The organism is Stenotrophomonas sp. Iso1, from assembly GCF_027497995.1.
GTDB lineage: Bacteria > Pseudomonadota > Gammaproteobacteria > Xanthomonadales > Xanthomonadaceae > Stenotrophomonas.
Window position 1 is genome coordinate 314,619 of record NZ_JAODBT010000001.1, and the last position, 20,765, is coordinate 335,383.

The 20,765-nt window shown below is 62.6% G+C and carries 18 protein-coding genes; 10 read left to right on the forward strand and 8 right to left on the reverse strand.

The annotated features are described in order from the left end of the window. Positions 1-54: 54 nt before the first annotated feature. A complete protein-coding gene (locus PAN08_RS01140) occupies positions 55-744 on the forward strand; it encodes a LuxR C-terminal-related transcriptional regulator (protein ID WP_269789720.1) in 690 nt (229 codons plus the stop codon). Positions 745-780: 36 nt separating this feature from the next. On the opposite strand, the gene PAN08_RS01145 is transcribed toward PAN08_RS01140, so the two are convergent. After that, positions 781-984 carry a hypothetical protein gene (locus tag PAN08_RS01145; RefSeq protein ID WP_269789721.1) on the reverse strand — a complete coding sequence of 68 codons (204 nt, stop codon included), beginning with the start codon at positions 982-984 and terminating at the stop codon, positions 781-783. A gap of 473 nt (positions 985-1,457) precedes the next feature. Between PAN08_RS01145 and PAN08_RS01150 the strand changes: the two genes are divergently transcribed. After that, entirely contained in the window at positions 1,458-2,135 is a 678-nt protein-coding gene (locus PAN08_RS01150) for a response regulator transcription factor (protein WP_269789722.1), read from the forward strand. A gap of 540 nt (positions 2,136-2,675) precedes the next feature. On the opposite strand, the gene PAN08_RS01155 is transcribed toward PAN08_RS01150, so the two are convergent. Together PAN08_RS01155 and PAN08_RS01160 are read right to left on the reverse strand one after the other, a co-directional pair. Beyond that, a complete protein-coding gene (locus PAN08_RS01155; RefSeq protein WP_269789723.1) occupies positions 2,676-2,936 on the reverse strand; it encodes a hypothetical protein in 261 nt (86 codons plus the stop codon). A gap of 168 nt (positions 2,937-3,104) precedes the next feature. After that, on the reverse strand, positions 3,105-4,481 hold the full coding sequence (locus PAN08_RS01160; RefSeq protein WP_269789724.1) for an amino acid permease: 1,377 nt from the start codon (positions 4,479-4,481) through the stop codon (positions 3,105-3,107). Positions 4,482-4,623: 142 nt separating this feature from the next. On the opposite strand from PAN08_RS01160, the gene PAN08_RS01165 reads away from it, so the two are divergent. Next, the gene (locus PAN08_RS01165; RefSeq protein WP_269789725.1) at positions 4,624-5,355 is read left to right on the forward strand and encodes a hypothetical protein; all 732 of its coding nucleotides are present in this window, start codon (positions 4,624-4,626) and stop codon (positions 5,353-5,355) included. Positions 5,356-5,369: 14 nt separating this feature from the next. Here the strand turns inward: PAN08_RS01165 and PAN08_RS01170 are convergent, their stop codons facing one another. The 5 genes from PAN08_RS01170 to PAN08_RS01190 all read right to left on the reverse strand — a co-directional run bounded on the left by PAN08_RS01170 (position 5,370) and on the right by PAN08_RS01190 (position 9,917). After that, complete coding sequence (locus PAN08_RS01170; protein WP_269789726.1) at positions 5,370-5,948, reverse strand: isoprenylcysteine carboxylmethyltransferase family protein; 579 nt, start codon at positions 5,946-5,948, stop codon at positions 5,370-5,372. Between the two features lie 516 nt (positions 5,949-6,464). Beyond that, the gene (locus PAN08_RS01175) at positions 6,465-7,607 is read right to left on the reverse strand and encodes a nitrilase-related carbon-nitrogen hydrolase (protein ID WP_269789727.1); all 1,143 of its coding nucleotides are present in this window, start codon (positions 7,605-7,607) and stop codon (positions 6,465-6,467) included. Positions 7,608-7,817: 210 nt separating this feature from the next. Then, positions 7,818-8,324, reverse strand: coding sequence for a DUF3598 family protein (locus tag PAN08_RS01180; protein WP_269789728.1), 507 nt, complete (start codon positions 8,322-8,324; stop codon positions 7,818-7,820). A 46-nt stretch (positions 8,325-8,370) separates the two neighbouring features. Next, positions 8,371-8,733: a hypothetical protein gene (locus PAN08_RS01185; protein ID WP_269789729.1), complete on the reverse strand. Its 363-nt coding sequence runs from the start codon at positions 8,731-8,733 to the stop codon at positions 8,371-8,373. Then, positions 8,730-9,917, reverse strand: a complete 1,188-nt coding sequence (locus PAN08_RS01190) for a class I SAM-dependent methyltransferase (RefSeq protein WP_269789730.1) — start codon at positions 9,915-9,917, stop codon at positions 8,730-8,732. Before PAN08_RS01190 ends, PAN08_RS01185 begins: the two co-directional genes overlap by 4 nt. Before the next feature lie 457 nt (positions 9,918-10,374). On the opposite strand from PAN08_RS01190, the gene PAN08_RS01195 reads away from it, so the two are divergent. From PAN08_RS01195 to PAN08_RS01225, 7 genes are all read left to right on the forward strand, one after another. Further along, positions 10,375-11,229, forward strand: coding sequence for a DUF1838 family protein (locus PAN08_RS01195; RefSeq protein WP_269789731.1), 855 nt, complete (start codon positions 10,375-10,377; stop codon positions 11,227-11,229). An 89-nt stretch (positions 11,230-11,318) separates the two neighbouring features. Continuing rightward, positions 11,319-13,754 carry a TonB-dependent receptor gene (locus tag PAN08_RS01200; RefSeq protein WP_269789732.1) on the forward strand — a complete coding sequence of 812 codons (2,436 nt, stop codon included), beginning with the start codon at positions 11,319-11,321 and terminating at the stop codon, positions 13,752-13,754. Between the two features lie 228 nt (positions 13,755-13,982). Further along, the gene (locus tag PAN08_RS01205) at positions 13,983-15,347 is read left to right on the forward strand and encodes an NAD(P)/FAD-dependent oxidoreductase (protein WP_269789733.1); all 1,365 of its coding nucleotides are present in this window, start codon (positions 13,983-13,985) and stop codon (positions 15,345-15,347) included. Between the two features lie 55 nt (positions 15,348-15,402). Continuing rightward, positions 15,403-16,575, forward strand: coding sequence for an acyl-CoA dehydrogenase family protein (locus PAN08_RS01210; protein ID WP_269789734.1), 1,173 nt, complete (start codon positions 15,403-15,405; stop codon positions 16,573-16,575). 3 nt (positions 16,576-16,578) lie between these two features. Beyond that, a complete protein-coding gene (locus PAN08_RS01215; RefSeq protein WP_269789735.1) occupies positions 16,579-17,583 on the forward strand; it encodes an NADP-dependent oxidoreductase in 1,005 nt (334 codons plus the stop codon). A gap of 9 nt (positions 17,584-17,592) precedes the next feature. Continuing rightward, on the forward strand, positions 17,593-19,176 hold the full coding sequence (locus tag PAN08_RS01220; RefSeq protein ID WP_269789736.1) for an alpha/beta hydrolase: 1,584 nt from the start codon (positions 17,593-17,595) through the stop codon (positions 19,174-19,176). Positions 19,177-19,191: 15 nt separating this feature from the next. Next, positions 19,192-20,754 (forward strand): FAD-binding oxidoreductase, encoded by a 1,563-nt coding sequence (locus tag PAN08_RS01225; RefSeq protein WP_269789737.1) that lies wholly within the window; start codon positions 19,192-19,194, stop codon positions 20,752-20,754. The last annotated feature ends 11 nt before the right edge of the window (positions 20,755-20,765 follow it).

A 20,765-nucleotide genomic window follows, 5' to 3' on the forward strand; every position in this document is an offset into this window, starting at 1 on the left:
AGGCAGAGGCGGAGCCGTTGCCCTCCAGCTGGCGTGCTGTCCAGAGGGGATGCGATGGAAGGTTTCACGATCCGCGTGGTACTGGCCGACGACCACCCCGGCATGATTGCAGGCGTACGCCACGAACTCTCTTCCGTACCGACCATTGACTTGGTGGGTGTTGCCAATGACTCCACGTCGCTGATGGCCTTGCTGGCCGAGGTGTCGTGCGAGGTGGTGGTGTCGGACTACGCCATGCCTGCCGGCGAAGTGGGCGATGGCATTGCCCTGTTTGGCCAGATCAATCGCCGCTATCCCGATGTTCGCCTGGTCGTGTTGACCATGCTCGACAACCCTGCCGTGCTGCATATGCTGGTGAAGCAGGGCGTGCAGTGCATTGTCAGCAAGTCCGATGCAATCACCCACTTGGTGCCCGCCATTCACGCCGCGCGTACCGAAGGCAAGTACTACTCGCCCTCGGTCGAAAAGATCATCCGCATTGCCGATGCGAAGCGGGTGGGCCGTAATCCGGAAGGTGTACTCAGCCAGCGCGAGGTTGAGGTCATTCGCCTTTATGCCTCGGGTCTGACCGTCAACGAAATCGCCGAGCGCCTGCATCGCAGCAAGAAAACCATCAGCACGCAGAAGGCCATGGCGATGGACAAGCTCTCCATCGATCGCGATATCGACCTGCTGCGTTATGCCATGGAGAACGGCCTGGTGCCGCCAGCAGGGGTTGGCTCGGGACAGGGCGAAAACACCTGACCGTTTTGCGCATGACACAGTTCACGGCGCGGCCTGCTACATCGTCGATTCGACCTGCGTGCGGGCAGTCGCCGTGCTGGCCGGAATTTTCTGCCACTCGCGCATGATCTGCTGCCTGCGCTGCGGCGATGCAAACATGAAGTGATTGAGCGTGTCGAGAAACAGACTCTTCTGCCGGGCAGAAAGGTGTGAGAACTCGATAAGAAGTTGCCGCACTTCAACGATCTTTGTATTGGTCAAGGTCTGTTCTCGTTGAGGCTGTTCTGCTGTGTGTCGATACCCAGACGGGACGTGGGCGAACGTGCTTTGTCGCTCCAGCAGCCGAGTGACGGTGCCCAAAGTAAGCTAGTTCCTAACGAGGCCTTGGTCCATCGGACAAGTGCCGAAAAGCAATTGACGATTTCGGTCTGTCGGAAGGTTGCGTCGGCTCAGCCAGAAACATCATGTGGGAACGGGATATACCTGCCGACGAGTGGGTTGCGGCCCTGCAGATGCCGTAATTGAAATGGAAATTTCGGATTTTCCCTAGTCGTACCGGCCCTGTAATAGGACGCGGTCTGCTTACCCTGTGCCGTGGCTGCCCATACAGTCTCATCTTGAATCTGATTGCTTGCGACATGGCTGATTCCGGGGGTCAAAGCCACGGGTGACCACGCCGTTGTGCACGACCTTCGCGTTCTTTTCCCCTCGCCAAACTATCCACGCGGTTCACCATGAAACCATTCAGTCTCCGTGTCGTTGTCGCCGATGACCATGCTGCTGTACGTGCAGGAATCCACCACGCAATTGTCTCCGGTGGTGCTGCTTCCATCATGGGCACGGCGCGGAACTCCACCGAACTGTTGGACGTGCTCGGCAAGGGCGCATGCGACGTTCTTGTCTGCGACTACTCCATGCCCGGCGGCCGCTACGGCGACGGCGTCACGCTGTTTCGCCTGATCAAGCAACGTTACCCAATGGTCAAGATCGTGGTGCTGACGATGTTGGAGAACCCCGGCATCGTGCATTCACTGCTGAAGCTGGGCATCACCTGCGTGATCAGCAAAACCGACTCCATGAGCCACCTGATGCCGGCCGTGCATGTTGCCTATGCCGATGGCCGCTACCTGTCGCCGACCATCACCGCGATCATGGACACCGTGGCCGCAGGCGGTCCCGAGCTGCACTCACTTACCGGCCGCGAACTGGAAGTGGTGCGCCTGTACGTGTCGGGTTTGACCGTCAACGAGATTGCCGAGCGGCTCAACCGCAGCAAGAAGACCATCAGCACCCAGAAGGGCGCCGCCATGCTCAAGCTTGGCCTGCGCCGCGACGTGGATCTGCTGCGTTATGGGATTGAAACCGGCCTGGTGGCCGCCGACCCCGGCTCGCTGCCACCGCGTTTCCAGTAGGGCTTCAATGCGGGGGTGTTACGGGCTGCGTGTGCTTCTGCATGCCTGCGACGGAAAGGCCGCACGGTTGAGATGCCGCCGTCGCCGTCGCCGTCGCCGCCGTGTGGCGCTCAAGGTGTGACTCTCCCTCGGTCAGCGGTATGACGGGTTTTCATCCCCGGTGCTGGCCTTCCCGCCCAGGGACGTTGTTGGTCGTATCTGCATCGTGATGTCGCGTGCTCGCCAAACGCGAGCCAATCCTGCCGCAGTGCGCAGCATCGAGGCTCGGCCGATAGGACTTGAAGCCGAGTGTTGCGGAAACCGATGGTGCCGGCGGGATCGGGCCGGAGACCATCGGTCGAAACGGGCAACCAACCGATGAAGGGAACGCTCATTCGCGCTGACCGGCACCGGTTGTCAACGGGATGGCTTCAACGACGGTGAGTCGCGCTCGGCAGTCCATCCTTTTGCCCTCTCAACGCTTCTGTTCAGAAGGTCGCAGGGCGCTGCAGGATCCAAAGCGATTGGCTGCCGCCGCCATGGGGTTCTGCTTGCCGGTTCTCAGCTCTCAGGCCGGTTGAGCACGGCCGTCATTGCGGCGGCGTCTTCGCGGGACAGGAACAGGTACTCCAGCTCGCAACCACCGAACTTGTCTTCCAGCTCGTGCTGGCGCACCGGGTGGCTGCCGAAGCGGTAATGGGTATTGCCGTCATCGGAATCGATGACGTAAACGCCAAACGACGGCGGATTGGTCAGGGTGCCTTCCAGCTTGACAGTTGAAGGGTCGATGGCGCGCTGGATGAGGTCTTCTAGGTCGATCATGGGGTAGCAGCAAGAGGGGGTGGGGGGCTGGAATCGCCCGCGTGCCCAGCGCCACAACGAGTGGGGCGCTGGCACGGCGAGGTTCCAATGCGCGCAGCCTGCCGTCAGTCGGGTCTTAAAACAAGCCCGCCATGTAGGCGGGCTCGTCAACAGCCTGTTTCGGCACGATCAGCCGTTACGACTGCGCCGGGCCAGCCCGCTGCACAGCGCGATGAAAGCGGTCAGCGCAGCCATCGACAGGAACTGCAGGCGGGTTTCAGGAGCGGCCATCAGCAGCGCGAAAATCACCACCAGAATCACCAGCGCCAGCACCGTCAGGTACGGATAGCCGGCCATCTTGAACGGCAACACGGTGCCGGCCCGTTCGGCCCGGCCGCGCAGGATCAGCTGCGAGAGCAGGGTGATGGTCCACACCAACAGGCAGGTCGAGCCGACCACGTTGAGCAGCACTGGCAGCACCTTGTTGGGGTACAGCAGCTCCAGCACGGTGGCACCGAAACCGAACAGCACGCTGGCCAGCACCGCCAGCACGGGCACCTGACGGCCATTGGTACGGGCCAGCCAGCGCGGTGCCTCGGCGCGGGACGCCAGCGAATACATCATCCGCGAGGCGCCGTAGAGGTTGGCATTGAGCGCCGACAGCAGTGCGATCACCGCGATCAAGGTGATGGCCGTGGCAGCGCCGGGAATGTTGGCCACGCTCAGCACGGCGGCGAACGGTGACTTGAGGGTGTCGCTGGTCCAGGGCACCACGGCGATGATCACGCCGATTGAGCCGATGTAGAACACCAGAATGCGCCACGCCACGGTGCGGATGGCACGTGCCAGGCTGCGCTCGGGGTCCTGTGTTTCAGCGGCGGCCACCGCCACGATCTCGGTGCCACCGAAGGCGAAGATCACTACCAGCAAGGCAGCGCCGATGCCGGCCAGGCCCTTGGGCATGAAGCCGCCGTGGCCGGTGATGTTGGACAGGCCCGGTGACGGCACGCCCGGCAGAAGCCCGAGCAGCAGGGCAATGCCGATCACGATGAAGGCAATGATGGCGCCGACCTTGAGGATGGCGAACCAGAACTCGAACTCACCGTAATTGCGCACGCCCATCAGGTTGATCACGGTGAACACCACCATGAACGCCAGAGAGGTCAGTGGCACGGAAAGCTGTGGCCAGACCGTGGCCAGCAGCCCCGCTGCGCCTACCGATTCAGCGGCGATCACCACCACCAGCTGTGCCCACCACAGCCAGCCCACGGTGGCACCGGCGGTCGGGCCCAGGGCGTCGGCGGCATATACCGAGAACGCGCCGCTGGTGGGGCGCGCAGCCGCCATCTCACCCATGGCGTGCATCATGATGATGACCAGAGTGCCGGCCACCAGATAGGAAATCAGCACCGCCGGACCTGCGGCCTGGATGCCGACACCGGAGCCAAGGAACAGGCCGGCGCCAATGGCGCTGCCCAGTCCCATCATGATCAGCTGGCGCGGCTTGAGCGCACGCTCCAGATTCTGCGACGGCGCGGTGGCCGGGGCGGAAGGATTGGCGGGCATCGATATCATTCAACAGTATTTGGAGGCCGACACGATACCGCGTCCGCCAGCCATCGTGACGTCTGGATTGCCTGCGAAACGGTGCATGCCGGTACGATGAAGGCCTCGGCGTCGATGTGCGCCTGCAGCATGCGGAGCTTCGATGCGCGGTCTGGATTTCAGCTCATGGCAGGGTCTGCTCTCGACCTTGGTCGGCCTGGCCATCATCACGCTGATCGGTGTGGGCATCCGACTGCTGGTGATGCAGGTGGTGCAGCAGAAGCGCGAGGCGGCCAACCGCCAGATCAACGAACGGCTCAAAACCCTGATCGCCGCCTACAAGACGTTGGGAGGTTCGTTCACGGGCAACCTGAGCGTGGACCCCAGCCATCTGCGCGACGTACGGCTACGCGCCGCCGCGTTGGCCGCCGGGCAGGCGGTCGCTACGGCCGAGGGGGCCGTGCTGTTGCCGCCGGCGGAACAGGGCGATGCAGGCGACCGCGCGCGCCGCATCCGTGATGCGGTGGAAGGGGCGCTGTCGGATGTGATCCTGCTTGGCACCGAGGAACAGGTACAGCTGGCGGCGCGCGCTGCAACGGACATGGTCGAAGGCAGGCCGATCCACACGGCCGAGCTGGTGGTGTCGTTGCGTGACTTCATCCGCAAGGTGCTCGACCTGGACACGATTTCAGCGAACGTAGCGATTCCGCAGCAGGGGCCGTCACGCCCGGGTAGCGGTGGTGGCAACAAGGGTGGCGCCAAGGAGGGGGAGCGTGGCGGTGGCAAGGGCGACGGAGGTGGCGGCGCGGGAGGCATGGGCGCTGGCATGGGGATGGGGGCAGGCCTGGGCTACGGTGCAGGCCGCGGTAGCGAGGGCGATGACGGGCGCGCTTGAACGCGCATGTTCTGTCAGAGCAATCCTGGAATCAGCAGCTTGGTGCGGCGCGCATAGTCGAGATAGGGCGCGCCGAAATGCTCGGCGAGGAAACATTCTTCCTGGCGCAGCTTGAACCAGAACGAAGCGAACACGATGGCCACCGCGATCACCCCGCGCCAGTCGCCAACCATCAGTGCGGTGCCGCAGAACAGCAGCAACAAGCCGCTGTAAATGGGATGTCGCACCCAGGTATATGGCCCCGCAGTGATCAGCGTGTGCTCCTGCTTGATCTGGACATTACCGCTCCAGTTACGGCCCAGTTGGTGTCGGGCCCAGATCGCCACGACGGTGCCGGCGACAGACAACACCAGCGCGATGGTGAAGACCGGCGTGGTGTGCGGCACGAACTGCTCGCGTAGCCAGCTGTGGCCGAACCAGTGGCCCGGGCCGAGCAGAAACACGGCGATGGCCAGTGGCAACCAATACACCAGCAATTGTTTGAGTCGCGATTCGTTGCGTGCCACCGGTTTGGCACGTAGCGCGCTCCAGCCCCAATAGATGAGCAGGACGAGCCAGCACAGCATCAGGGCGGTCTTGAAGAAGGCAGACATGGTGCAGCCCGGAGTTGGGGTGTGGGTCGGACTTTACTCGGATGGGGTGGTTCGTGATGTTGATGTTGATGTGACCCCCTCTTCCACGTGTGGGAGAGGGGTGGGATGAGGGCAAGAGCTATCTGGAGGAGCGAACAACCAGAACAAATCGCAAAGCCTGCCCTCACCCCCTGCCCCTCTCCCGTAAACGGGAGAGGGGAGCAAAGCAAAGCCAGAGCCAGGGCCAAAGCCAGAGCCAGAGCCAGAGCCAGGGCCAGAGCCAGGGCCAGAGCCAGGGCCAAAGCCAGAGCCAGGGCCAGGGCCAAAGCCAGAGCCAGAGCCAGAGCCAGAGCCAGAGCCAAAGCCAGAGCCAAAGCCAGAGCCAAAGCCAGAGCCAAAGCCAGAGCCAAAGCCAGAGCCAAAGCCAGAGCCAGAGCCAAAGCCAGAGCCAAAGCCAGAGCCAAAGCCAAAGCCAGAGCCAGAGCCAAAGCCAGAGCCAAAGCCAAAGCCAAAGCCAGAGCCAGAGCTAAAGAAGCCTTACTTCCAGCGCGACTTGCCGCGGATGTAACGTGCTGCGTCTTCCAGCGATGTCGGCAGGTACTCCGCCCACAGGTTCGGCGCGTAGGCGTTCTGGTAGGTGTCGTAAACGTCGCGGAACAGATCCATGTGCACGACCGGCTGGCGCTTGCGAGCGCGCAGCTCGGCAATTGGCACGCGGCCGAGTACCAGTGTTTCTTCCTTGCTCTGTGCCTCCGCGACGGCCTTGCCAGTGGGGTCGTAGAGCGCGGTGCCGCCTGAGCCCGGGTCGTCGAAGTACGGGCCGTTGTCGGGCGATATCGAGTTGTTGACGATGGACGAATACACGCCGTTGTACATGGCGCAGGCCGCCACATCCATCTCCGAGAAGCCGCCCGAGGCAGTACGCAGGAACACCTCCGCGCCCTTGAACGCCATCGCCCGGAACAACTCCGGCTCGCGCTGCGTGGAACTGGTGCAGAGGTTGCCCAAGGGTGTGCGTGTCACGGGCACCACGGCATCACGGCCATACATTTCCACGTAGCGGTCGAGGACGTCGTAGGTGGTGGTGGTGAACAGTTCGAAGTCCGGGAACGCGCCCTTGAGGTTGCGCGCCTTCCAGTGCTTGTCCACGATCTCGCCCTTGTCGTTCATGATCGTGGTGATCGACAGCACATGGCCCGGCCAGTCTGGATCCGTGGCATAGGCGCCGAACACAATCCATGTGCCGTATTGGCGAGCCTTCTGTGCGATGGCTTCGGTTTCCGCGCCGGGAATGGTAATGGCGAATTTGAGGATTTCATCGCGCGTCCACTTGCGCCAGCCGGTCAGCGGGAACTCGTGGAACTGCAGCAGATCAGGCTTGGCGTGGTAATGCGCCTTGTCGATCAGTTCGAGCATGTGCGCCAGGTTGCGTTTGGTGCCGGCCTTCCATTCCCGCGCATCAAAGCTGTGCACGCGCGACTGCACCAACCCCAGCGTCCATGCGGGCTTGACCAGTTCGACTGTGTCGTACGTGCCATCCGTGCGTTCATTCAAGGCGTCAGGGCCTTTGCCCATCGCGGCCTGTGCGGGTGCGGAGGTACCCAGCAAGGCAGGGCCTACCGCGCCTAATGCGGCCAATCCTGCGGCGCTGCCAAGAAAGTGTCTGCGGGAACTGCTCATCTATTGCCTCGTGGTTGGAGGGGGCGGGTAATGTCGAGGGCGCGCGTGCCTGAGCGGATCAGGGGCCCTGGCTTTCCCCGTATTCGGGAGAGGTGCTTGAAGCTCAGCGGCGAAAAAACCACAGCGTTTAAACAATCACGGGGCGCTGTGGCGCCCCGTGATTGCTTTGCATGTCGTCCGGGCGGGCTGGGCCAGATCAGATCGAAATGATCAGATTGCCTCGCCCGCAAAACTCGGGCCGGTGATCTTCTGCCAGTCGCGGCTGACGAACTTCTCATCGATCTGTGTGCGCTGTATCAGTACGCCGTTTTTGTACCAATGCCAGATGCGGTTGCGCAGCTGACCGTCGTCAGAGAGCTGGATCATCTCGTACAACTCCAAGCCGTCCTCGCCCTTGCGCTGCCAATACAGCATCAGCGTGCGGTGATGGTCGTCTTCCGGAATCTCGGTGCACCAGCCATAGATCAACTCGTTGTCGAAAATGATGCGGCCGAACAGGTACGAGGTCGGGAAGTCACGCACTTCGGTCTTGCCGTCTTCCCAGCTGTAGTGATTGGTCTGGTGGTACGGCGCCTTGTCATCGCCGGTGATACGGCAGATCAGGCGTGACTTGTGTTCATCGATCTTGTTGCCTTGCGGATCGTAGTAACGATAAACGCCGTCCCACACGCCTTCATGGCGGGCGAGGGCGGGCATGTGCTTCTTCAGATCGGTCATGTGCTTTCCCTTGGTGTGAACTTTGATGGGCGACGCGCGTGGCGCCTTACTGGTCGCGAAGTTCATCCATGACTTCTTCCATCGGCACGTCCATAGCACCGCTTTCCAACGCTTCGGTTTCCTGCTGCACGATGCGCAGCACCCGCGCGATGTATTCCTTCATCCACAGCGTGCGCTGTGCTTCTGCTTCCCGGTCCGGACGGTACTGATCCAGTTCTTCGCGGCTGAGCAGTCCTTTCTGTTCAATCAAACGTTCCAGTGCATCCAGTCGCTGATGGGTGACGGCGTTCTCCATCGCAATGGCCATGGCGATGGAGAGCACACGCTCCACGTCGGGGTCTTTGAAGAAGTACGGGCGCTTGCCGCGTGCGCGGCTGCCGGCCAGGGCGATGGGGTCGATGCTGCTCATGCTTTCCACGCTCCGAACATGGTCCACAGCGCGGCGCGACCGTGGTCTTCTCCGCTTTCGCTGGCTACCGGAAAGATGTCCCGGTCCACCACGCCGCGTACCTTGGTTTCGAAATAGCGTTCGGCATCGAAGCCGGCCGCAGCCATCATCTGGCGCAGGTCGTACTCGTGCATCACGCTCCAGAACGGCTCGTTGTTGTTGTACGCATCCCAGTCGCGAATGAACTGCTCGTACGGGTCCATGCCGTGGTACTGCGGCTGTTCCAGATGCGCGGTGAGGCCGCCCGGCGCGAGCAAGCGGTTGATCTCGCGCAGCTTGCGCGGCATGGCTTTCGATGAGCTCTCGTGCCAGAACATCGCGGTGGTGATCAGGTCGAAGTGACCTTCGGGGTAATCCAGCGCTTCACCATTGGCTTGGCGGAACGTGATGTTGTTGATGCCGAGTGCGCGGGCGCGTGCATGCGCGTAGCGCAACATCGGCGCTGCCACGTCAATGGCGATCACTTCCGCATCGGGGAATGCCTGTGCCACCGGCACGATGTTGTGGCCCACGGTGCAGCCGATATCGAGGATGCGCCGTGGCTTGAACGCCGGATGTTGTTCCTTCAGCCACTGTGCCAGCGCCTGACCGCCACCGTCGTTGTAACGGCCGAGCATGCCGCCGGTAGTAGCGAAGATGCCACAGTCGTAATTGGCCGCAGCTGATACGTCATCGGCCAGCAGTTCAGTGTGATAGCCGCCGGGCATGCAATGGATGTCCACCGCACTGGAGTAGCGCGGCACTTTCAACGAAGCATCCAGCTGCAGGCCGTCATCGGTTGCGTTGAGTGCGCGTGTTTTTTCGATCAGCGCATTCACCTGCTTGAGTACCAGGCCGCGGCCTGCCTGCTGGCGCATTTCCATGCTGCTACGGCGCAGGGCGCTCCAAGTCTGGTAGACGGCGTCACCGGCCATCGCCTTGCGCACTTCGTGGCGGGTTTCCGGTGCGCGGCCTTTTTCTTTCTCGAAGGCCGGTTTCACCCGGCGCTCGTAAGCCACCTTCACTTTGGGGCCGAGCTGGGTGGCCAGGTAGCCATTGAGGTTGGCCAGGAAGTCGAAGCGCGCGGTGTCGTCATGCGTGCTTTCGGGAAAGACCGCGTGGCGACCGACGTGCTGCCAACTTGGCGGCAGGGCTTGCTGGCTCATGGCGACTCCTGAGGGCAGGGGATTAGGTTCTAAAGTTATATCTATATGTCATATTGATCCGGACAGGGTCAAGCATCCGGACCAGACCTTTTCTGCTTTCTGTGATGGCGGCAGGCGTTCATGCATTGACCAACTCGTGGCCTGCCGCCCGCCCCCGAATCTCTCAAATGTCCGGACAAAATTCCAGTGCCATTTCACCTCGGTTGAAATCGAATTTGTGTTGCAAAGCAACATCTTGCGCAATTCGTCCGAAGGCGCTCCGCCGCAGGCTTTCACGCCAACCAGCAACGCTGCGGCCTCGATGGCGCAGGTATTACAAATGATTGGACAATCATGTCCTAATGATATAGCTATATGTCATCTTGGCCATGCCGGCAGTCCTGCCGGTTGTGCTCCGGGGCAGGGGACGCAGCGGTTGTCCAGGCTCCACTCAAACGGGGGATTGCACGTGATTCGAATGTCATCGGTTTTGCTGGCTGCTGCAATTGCACTTTCGCCACAGGCGAAAGCGCTGGATTTGCAGTCCGAACAAGGCAGCGTTGAGGCCATGGTCAAGCTGCGCTGTTCGCTGGACCCCGCTCAGGAAGAACTGCTGTGGTGGGCCGGCACGTTATTCGCACAGGAGCCGGGCAAGAAAGCGGCACCGTTGCTGGGCTTTGAGGGCTACAACATCTGCCGCGCGGAAAAGCAGGCAGACGGTGTGTGGCGGCTGGTCACGCGTGAGCTCACGTTCTACCGCGATCTGAAGACCGGCAAGATCATCGACAGCTGGGACAACCCGCTGTCTGGCGAGCGCAACGATGTGGTGCAGGTGGCCAATGACCCGGTGAACACCGTGCTCAATCCAGCCGGCCGTCCATTCCACATGCCTTGGGTGGAGGCCGGTGACCAGGTGATGTTGACGCTCAACATTCCGCTGGCCTATCCCAACCCGCTGCAGCCAGATGAGTTCCCGGCGGAATCGTCCGGCCCAACCTACATGGGCTCGGAGCACTTCATGTTTTTCGCGCCGCGCGCGGATCTGGAAAACCCGGCGCTGAAGAGCGTGCCGGTCACCTACGGATGGACCCGCATCGGCCCTTGGCTGCCGTGGATGAAGCTGGGCGTACGCCCGGGCAACCTGCTGTACGTCGCGCAGGGCAACAAGCGTGCATCGGTCAGCGAACTGCCGGCCGATGTGCAGGAACTGGTGCGTAGTCGCTACCCGGAATACGCCCATGCACCGGAAACCTGGGTGCAACCCAACGTCACCAGCTGGAGCTACTACAAGCAGCTCAAGCAGGGCGCTGCGGCGAAACAAAAGCAGGACTGAAGCACGGAAACACAGGATGGATCCCTCCCCCAAGCGACGGCGCATCCAACCTCCCAATGCAGTTCCGATCAACCTCCAGTCGGTAAACCATGAAGACCATCAAGCCAGACCTGTTGTGCGCCTCGATCGCCTTCGCGCTGCTGTTGTGTGCGAACAACGCGGCCGCACAATCCGCCGAAGCATCGAGTGCAACGCCGGCAGCCAGCAATGACGCCGTGTCCAGCCTCGACAAGATCACCGTGACCGCGCGTGGCGTGTCCGAGCCGCTGCAGCAGATGCCGTTGCCGATCACCGCCATGTCCGAGCAGACCATCGAAAAGAAGGGCCTGACCGATGTGCGCGACATCGCCAACCTGTCGCCGAGCTTCTCGTTCAAGTCCGGCTACGGCCGTGGCTTCGACCGCCCGGTGATCCGTGGCATGTCGAATATCCAGGGTGAATCCAACGCCTCGTTCTTCATCGATGGCGTGTATGTGGAAGGTGATATTTCCAGCTACGGCTTGGAGAACATCCAGCGCGTGGAAGTGATCCGTGGCCCGCAGTCAGCCGCGTTTGGTCGCCGCACGTTCTCCGGCGCGGTCAACTTCATCACCAAGCGTCCCGGCAGCGTTCCGGGTGGCAAGGTGACTCTGGGCGTAGGCAACTACGGCCAGGAAAAAATGGGCCTGTTCTACTCCGGCAGCAACGATGACGGCTCGTTCGGTTACGACATCAGCCTGAACAAGCGCGGCAATGATGGCGTGTTCTACAACCAGGCATCGGGCCGGAAAGACCTGAATGGCACCGAGACCCTCAGTGGCATGGCGGCCATTGCCTGGTCGCCGACCGAAAACCTGGACATCACCGCCCGTGTGATGAAGCAGAAGAGCCGCGATCAGCACTTCGCAGCCGCGCGTCTGGGCAGCGACAACCTCAATTGCTACCTGCCCGAATACACCGGCGGCCTGTACTTCGGCCTGTATCCGATTCTCGAATCGCGCCGTCGTGGCTACTACTGTGGTGACCTGAAGTCGCCGTCCGATTACGCCATCAACACCAAGGAATTCGAGGCTGCCGGTTACTTCTCCGGTCGCAAGACCGACCTGCTGCGTACCAGCTTGGTGGTGGATTATCTGTTTGATAACGGCTGGAACCTGACCTCGACTTCGGCCTACAACAAGAACGAAACCTACTCGGCCAGCGACCAGGACTACAGCGCCATTCGCGGCTACGGCGGCGCGTTTGAAAGCTTTGCCAACACGGGCCTGAAGAACTGGTCGCAAGACATCCGTTTGAGCACCGACCAGAACCTGGCGGTGTCGGGCATGGTGGGGGCGTACTACTACCACCAGCAGGCGCAGCCGGGCTGGGGTGGTGACCTCACCGGCTTCGTGCTGCCGGGCAACAAGTCGGTGACCACCATCGCCACCGATCCGGATGACAAGACCGTCAACAAGGCCATCTACGGCCTGATCAACTGGCATATCAACGACAAGTGGACCACCTCGCTGGAAGGCCGCTATGCCCGCGATGAAATCAGCAAGGGCGGCGTGGACACGCGTGCGCTTGGCACCAGCATCTACACCCAGGCCTATGCACTGAGCGAGACGTTCAGCAGCTTCACTCCGCGCTGGACGCTGAGCTACCAAGCCGCAGAAAACGTCAACGTGTACGGGCTGGTGTCCAAGGGCACCAAGCCGGGCGGCTTCAACACCGATGTGTATCGCGCCGACTTCCTGGAAACCGAGCGTGACGCGCTGATCGCGCGTGGCCTGGAAACGTTCAAGGAAGAAGAGGCCATCAACTACGAGCTGGGCATCAAGAGCGACTGGCTGGATGGCACCTTGCGCGTGAATGCCAACCTCTACCAGATCGACTGGACCAACCAGCAGCTGACCGAAACGGGCCCGGTGATCCGCAAGAACGGCTCGCTGTTCGCCACCAGCTACACCACCAACGTGGGTGAATCGCGGATTCGTGGTTTCGAGCTGGAAACCCAATGGGCGTTTGCCAAGGGTTGGTTGGCCTCGTTGGCATATTCGTACACCGATGCGGAAATCCTGAAGTTCCTCAGTCAGGATCAGGCGGATCTGTTCTCTGACAGCAACGCACCGACACTGGCCGACCCCGCTGCCAATGCGGCCGGTTACACGCTGCCGCGCGTGCCCAAGAACAAGGCCACGCTGGGTTTGATGTATGACGGCGCGTTCGCCAACGGCTGGCAGTACACCGCCAACATGGATACCACCTACGAAAGCCGTCGTTATGTGCAGGTAGACAATCTGGCCAGCCTGGCCCCGTCCACGCGCACCAACTTCCGCTTCAGCCTGCGTCCCACCGAGCAGCTGCAGGTGTCGGCCTACGTGACCAACGCATTCAACGACCGCACCCCGGAAGACGCACAGCGCACCATCAACCCGGACGCCTATGTGGCCATCCCGGCGGTGCCGCCGTTGACGGGTTTGGCAGTGAGCAACCTGCGTGACTTCGGCGTCACGCCGTCGTTGCCGCGCATGTATGGCGTCGAAGTGAGTTACAAGTTCTAAGCACCAGACGTAGGCCGGGACGACGCGATGCGGCGTCCCGGGCTACGGTTTGTGAGCGTTTCGCAAGACATTTCAAAGCGTCATTTTTCCGCGAAGGCGGGAATGACGGCAGCGAACCCGACAACATCAGCGACACAGCAAAAGCAGCGACGGAAGGCAATCGCCTCCATTCAGCCAATCGCGGAAACAACAATGCAACGACGCCATTTCATCCAAGGACTTTCAGGCATGGCCGCACTGTCACTGGTCCCGGGCATGCTGCATGCAGCACCCCCGGTCAGTGATGTGATCGTGGTCGGCGCCGGTCTGGCCGGTCTGGCTGCGGCGCACGCTTTGGAAGCTGGCGGTGCGCGCGTCACCGTGCTGGAAGCCAATCCGCGTGTGGGTGGCCGCCTGCAGACCGTGGAGCGCAATGGCCTGCGCTTCGAGGTGGGTGGTGTTGAAGTAGGTACCAATTACGAACGTGTGCATGCACATGCCAAGCGCGTGGGCGTGGGTATCGTGCCGCCGTCGGCCGCGTTGCCGACCGCCGCCGGCCTGGGTCTGGTGTTCGGCGATACGTTGGTGCCGGCCAAACAGTGGAGCGAGAGCCCGCTCAATACGCTGACCGGTCGCGAGCATGGCCTGTTGCCGCCGATGCTGCTGTCCACCGCCATCGGTGAGTTCGGCCTGCCAGCCGTGGACAGCTGGCGTGACGCCGCCCATCTTTCGCTCGATATCCCATTGTCCGAGCTGATCCTGAGCAAGGGTTGGTCGCCGCAGGCGCTGCAATGGATGGATATCGGCAACAGTTTTTCATCGGTGCAGACCATCAGTGCGCTGGATGCCTTGCGCCGCGATGCACTGCGCCGTTTCGGTTCCCGCGGTACCGGCTGGGTGCAGGGTGGCAGCCAGGCATTGCCCGAGGCCATGGCCGCTGCACTGGCGCAGCCGCCGGTGCTGGGCGCACAGGTCAGCCGGGTGGAATCGAGCCGTCGTGGCATCGAAGTACGTTGCGCCGATGGCCGTCGCTTCCGCGCCGCGCATCTGGTGCTGGCGTTGCCCAGTGGTCCGCTCAGTCGCATCGCCATTGATCCGGCACCGCCCGCCGAGCAGCAGGCGGTCTGGTCGGCGCGGCGCTCCAATGCGGTCACCACCATCCACCTGCATCCCACCCGCAAGTTCTGGGAGGACGACGGCCTGCCGCTGTCGTTGTGGGGCGACGGCCCGCTACAGCGCGTGTTTGCGGTGCCAGGCGCCGATGGTGAGATCAATCGCTTGATCGTCTGGCTCAACGGCGCCATGGCACAGCAGGCCGACAAACTCGACCGCGACGCGCGCCTGGCCTGGGCCATCAACGCGATGGAGCGCCTGCGCCCGGCCGCCAAGGGTGCCCTGCAGCCGTTGGAGACCCGCAGCTGGGGCAACGACCCGCTGGCCGACGGCGCATTCTCGGAAATTGCCCCTGGCCATTTCGCGCAAACCCTGCGCTGGAACAACACCCCGTTCGGCCGCATCCACTTCGCCGGCGAGCAGACCGAACTGCACGTACCGGGCATGGAAGCGGCCGTCAGCTCGGGTGAGCGTGCGGCTGCAGCAATTCTTTCGGCCTGATTGAACTACCTTATCCCCCACCTTCCGAGCGCGGATGCGCCTTCCAGAGACAGTAATGAGCCTGAAGACACTGAACCCCTACGATTTGTTCGACGTACGTTCGCTGCTGAGCGAGGAAGAACGTGCGGTGCAGGATTCCGTTGCCCGTTTCACCAATGAACGCGTGCTGCCGATCATCGGCGACTGCTTTGACCAGGCCCGCTTCCCGACCGAGCTGATCCCTGAGATCGCCGACATGGGCCTGCTGGGCTGCTCGCTGCCAGAGCAGTACGGCGGCGCCGGCTTGAACGGCGTCAGCTATGGCCTGATCTGCCAGGAACTGGAGCGCGGCGATTCCGGTATCCGCAGCTTCGTCTCGGTACAAAGCTCGCTGTGCATGTACCCCATTTATGCCTACGGTTCGGAAGAGCAGCGCATGCGCTGGTTGCCGGACATGTCGCGCGGCAAGGTCATCGGCTGCTTCGGCCTGACCGAAGCACACGGCGGCTCCGATCCGGCCGCGATGAAAACCCGTGCAGTGAAAGACGGCGGCGACTGGGTCATCAACGGTTCCAAAATGTGGATCACCAACGGCTCGGTGGCTGACATCGCCATCGTCTGGGCCAACACCGATGAAGGCGTGCAGGGCTTCGTCATCGAGAAGGGAACCCCGGGTTTCACCACCCAGGAAATCAAGCACAAGATGAGCCTGCGTGCGTCGGTTACCGGCGCGTTGTTCTTCGACAACGTGCGCGTGCCTGATGCCAACCGTCTGCCCAACGTGAAGGGCCTGAAGGGACCGCTCGGCTGCCTGACTCAGGCGCGCTACGGCATCACCTGGGGCCCGATTGGTGCCGCCATCGCCTGCCTGGACGAAGTGCTGGCCTACACCAAGGAACGCATCCTGTTCGGTCGCCCGGTCGCCGCCACCCAGAGCGCGCAGATCAAGATGGCCGACATGGCACGGCGTATCACCGCCGGCCAGTTGCTGGTGCTGCAGCTGGGTCGCCTGAAAGACGCTGGCGTGATGCAGCCGCAGCAGGTGTCGCTGGCCAAGTGGAACAATTGCCGTCTTGCCATCGACATTGCCCGCGAATGCCGTGATCTGCTCGGCGGCGCCGGCATCACCACCGAGCACGGTGCGATCCGTCATGCGCTGAATCTGGAATCGGTCATCACCTATGAAGGCACCGAGACCGTGCACCAGCTGGTGATCGGTCGTGAGTTGACCGGCATCAACGCGTTCTGATTGATGAACGGCCTGCACGCAACGATGCAGGCCGTCTGCCTGCGGCGAGTTCCACAGGGTGTGCCGCAGGCGCAGGATTTCGAGCTGCGTCAGCTGCCGTTGCCGGCTCTCGGCGACGGCCAGTTGCGGGTACAGGTGCAATGGTTGTCGCTGGATCCGTTTCTGCGCGCGCAACTGGGTGGGCGCTATGCGGTGCCATGCCCGCCGCTGGGCAGCATCGTGCCGGGCTATGGCATCGGCACGGTGGCGGAAGACCGCAGTGGACGTTTCGCCGTCGGTGATGTGGTCAGCGCGATGACCGGCTGGGCCGAACAGGCGGTGCTCGATGCCAGTGTTGTGTCGCGCGTGGACGCTACATTGGCGCCTATCAGCACCGCCGTCGGTGTGCTTGGCATACCGGGCCTCACCGCATGGGCCGGGGTGCGTCATATTCTTGAACCCAGGGCCGGTCAGACCATTCTGGTGTCTACCGCCGCCGGTGCGGTGGGTAGCGTCGTGGGGCAGTTGTGCAAGGCCGCCGGCTGTCGCGTGATTGGTATCGCCGGCAGCGCAAGGAAGTGCGCCATCGTGATTGATGAGTACGGCTTCGATGCCTGCGTGAACTACCGCGATGCAGATTTTCTGCAAACACTGCGTAGCGCATGCCCGGATGGCATTGATGGCTACTTCGACAATGTGGGCGGCGCTGTGCTGGAGGCGGCCCTGTCGCTGTTGAAGCTGCACGCCCGCGTGGTGCTGTGTGGCCTGAGCGACCAGTACAACAGCGCCGAGCGCCCGGCTGGGCCCAACCTCGGGCCGGTGATCGGGGCGCGTGCGCGACTGGAAGGATTGGTGGTTTACGACCACCTGGCGGATTTCAATCGCTGCCGCAGTGAGCTGTCGCGGATGATCGCCGATGGCACGCTGCGTTACCGCGAGCACATTCATGACGGGCTGGCGAACGCGCCAGCCGGTTTCATCGGCCTGCTCAACGGCGACAACCTGGGCAAGGCGCTGGTACGGCTTTAAGGAACGTGCATGACTTCAATTCAACGCCGCTTCGTGTCCATCAACGGACGCCAGGTGCACTACCGCATTGCCGGCAGTGGTCCGGCGCTGTTGCTGATTCACCAGTCACCGCAGAACTCGCGCATGTGGCACGCGATGATGCAGCGCTATGCCGATCGTTACACCGTGATCGCACCGGATACGCCCGGCTTTGGTCATTCCGAAGCATTGCCCGGCAATCCGATGACGATTGCCGACTTCGGTGCAGCGACGCTGGAGTTCATCGACGCTATTGGCCTGCAACGCTTCGCTGTGTTCGGCATGCATACCGGCGGCCTGATCGCCACCTGGCTGGCGTGGGCCAATCCGCAACGCGTCGCCGCATTGGTGGTGGATGGCTATGCCGCCTTTACGCCGGAAGAAAGTGCGCTGTACGGCGAAGCCTATCTGCCGCCATTCGTGCCGCAATGGGATGGATCACATCTGCGCTGGCTGTGGTCACGCATGCGCGAACAGAAGTATTACTTCCCGTGGTACGACGGTCGCGCTGAAGCGGCCATGTGCATCGCACCGCAGACCACGCAGAGCAGCCACGACACAGTGATGGATGTTCTCGACGTTGGCGACACCTACCGCGCCGGTTACGCCGCGGCGTTCCGCCACAACGACCATCATTGGGTCAACGAACTGCAGATGCCGTCGTGGTTGGTATTCCGCCACGGCGACCCGCTGCTGGCACATATGCCGCGCCTGTCGGATGTGCCAGACCACGTGCAGTTGATTGAAGAGCCTGACGGCATCGCGGCAATGCACGCCCGGATGGATGCATGGTTGGCGCAGACGTTGGCTATCGAACCTGCATTCGTCGTCACAACATCCGCTGCATCGCAGGACAGCAGCTGGCATCGCCGCATCATCGCCACCACTGCCGGCGACATGGCCGTGTGGGAGCGCGCGGGTGAAGGCCCTGTGCATCTGGTGTTGCACGCACCGGGCACGCGACCGTTGTCGCCCGCACAGCTGGATGCAGGCGAGGGCGCCTGGTTGCTGCCAGATCTTCCCGGCCACGGAGCCTCCTGCGAAACCGAAAGTGAGCTGAGCGCTGCCGTCGTTGTGGATGCGGTGTTGAGTGCATTGCGTGGTGGTGCAGAACAACAGCCGTTGGTGATCGAAGCCCACGGTGCAGCGGCCGGCTATGTGCCGTCCTTGATCGATGCGCTGGGTGCCCGAGTGCAGCATGTGCTGCTGCACTCGCCCTGGCTGCTGGACGCCGACGAACAAACGCAGCTGCTCGACACGCTGCCAACCACCGTCATCGATCGCGCCGGTGGTTACCTGTGCGATGCATGGCAGTGGGAGCGTGAGCGCCATCTGCTATGGCCGTGGATGGTGCCGAGTGCGGAAGCACGCCGCCGCGTCGACGCACCAACACCGATGCAGGTGCATGCCAACGTGGTCGAACTGCTGCGGTTGGGCCCGCGCCTGCGCACGCTGCTGCGTGATGCGACCGCGCCGGGCCTTGCTGCACGGCTGCGCAGTCTGCCGGTGCCGCTGCAGGTCAACACCGATTCCGAATCCGATTTCCAGGGGCGCGCCGCCGCCCTGTCTGCCTGATACCGAAGGACCCCCATGAGCAACGACAACGCAACCGTGCATGACGTCATCACCCGCCTGCAGGACAGCTGGGGCAATGGCATCGTCACCGATGCCAAGGCACTGGAGTACTTCGCCACCGACGTCTACTCACAGGGCCAAGCCCTATTGGCGGTACTGCGGCCGACGGATGCGCAGCAACTCGCCGATGCGGTGAAGCAACTCACTGATGCTGGCGTGGCGGTGGTGCCGCGTGGCGGCGGCATGAGCTACACCGGCGGTTACCTGGCCGCGCACAGCCCCAGTGTGCTGGTCGATACCGGCGCACTCGACAAGATCATCGAGATCAATCTGGAAGACGCCTACGTTGTGGTTGAGGCCGGCGTCACCTGGCGTGCATTGAAGGAAGCGCTCGACGCCAAAGGTGTGCGCACGCCGTATTTCGGCCCGATGTCCGGCTCGCACGCCACGGTGGGTGGCGGCATGTCGCAGGGTGCCATCTTCCACGGCAGCGCCCGCTACGGCTGCTCGGCCGATGTGGTGCTGGGCCTGCAGGTGGTTACCGCCAATGGCGACATCCTCACCACCGGCTCGGCGGCTGCGGCCAACACCACGCCGTTCTTCCGCTGGTATGGCCCGGACCTGACCGGCTTGTTCCTCGGTGATTGCGGCCTGCTCGGCATCAAGACTCGCATCGTGCTCAAGCTGATTCCCAAGCACGCGCATATCGATTATCTGTCGTGGCAGTTCCGCACTGGCGAGGGTTTGTTTGGCGCACTTGGCGCGTTGTCGCGTCATGGACTCGCCAGCGAAACCGCTGCGTTCGACCCGGCACTGACCAGCATCCGCATGCGCCGCGCCAGCCTGTCCAGCGACGTGAAGGCGCTGACCAACGTCATCAAGAAGGGTGGTTTGATCTCCGGCCTGAAGTTGGCGGTCAAGGGCCGGGACATCGTCGATCAACAGCAGTTCTCGCTGCACATCACGTTGGAAGGCGACAGTGCTGCCGAGGTCGCCGACCGTGTCGCACGCGCGCGCAAACTGGTGGAAGGCTTCGGCGAAAGCGTTGAACCTTCGATCCCAAAAATGATGGCCGCCAACCCATTTGCCGCGTGGAACTCCATGCTCGGCCCGCAGGGCGAGCGCTGGGCGCCGGTGCATGCCATCGTCCCGCATTCCCGGTCCGTGGCGGTCTTCAATGCGTTGCAGGCGTTGTTCGCCCGCGAGCAGCAAACCATGGACGCACATGGAATCTTCATCGGCACGTTGATGTCCAGTGTCGGCGCGCAGGCGGCGGTGATCGAGCCGTGCATCTACTGGCCGGACAGCCATAACGCGTTCCACCTGCGCACCGTGGATGCCGACCACCGCGAGCGCATCGGTTGCCCCGGTGAACACCTGGACGCCCGCGCGGCGGCGGACAAACTCAAGCGGCAGATCGCGGACGTCATGCGTTCCCACGGTGCGGCCAACCTGCAGCTTGGCAAGTTCTACGACTACCGCGCTGGGCGTGACCCGGCTGCGCTGGCGCTGCTGGATGCCATCAAGGCCCAGCTCGATCCCAAGGGCCTGATGAACCCGGGCGTCCTGGCGCGCTGAGTTCCGGAAGC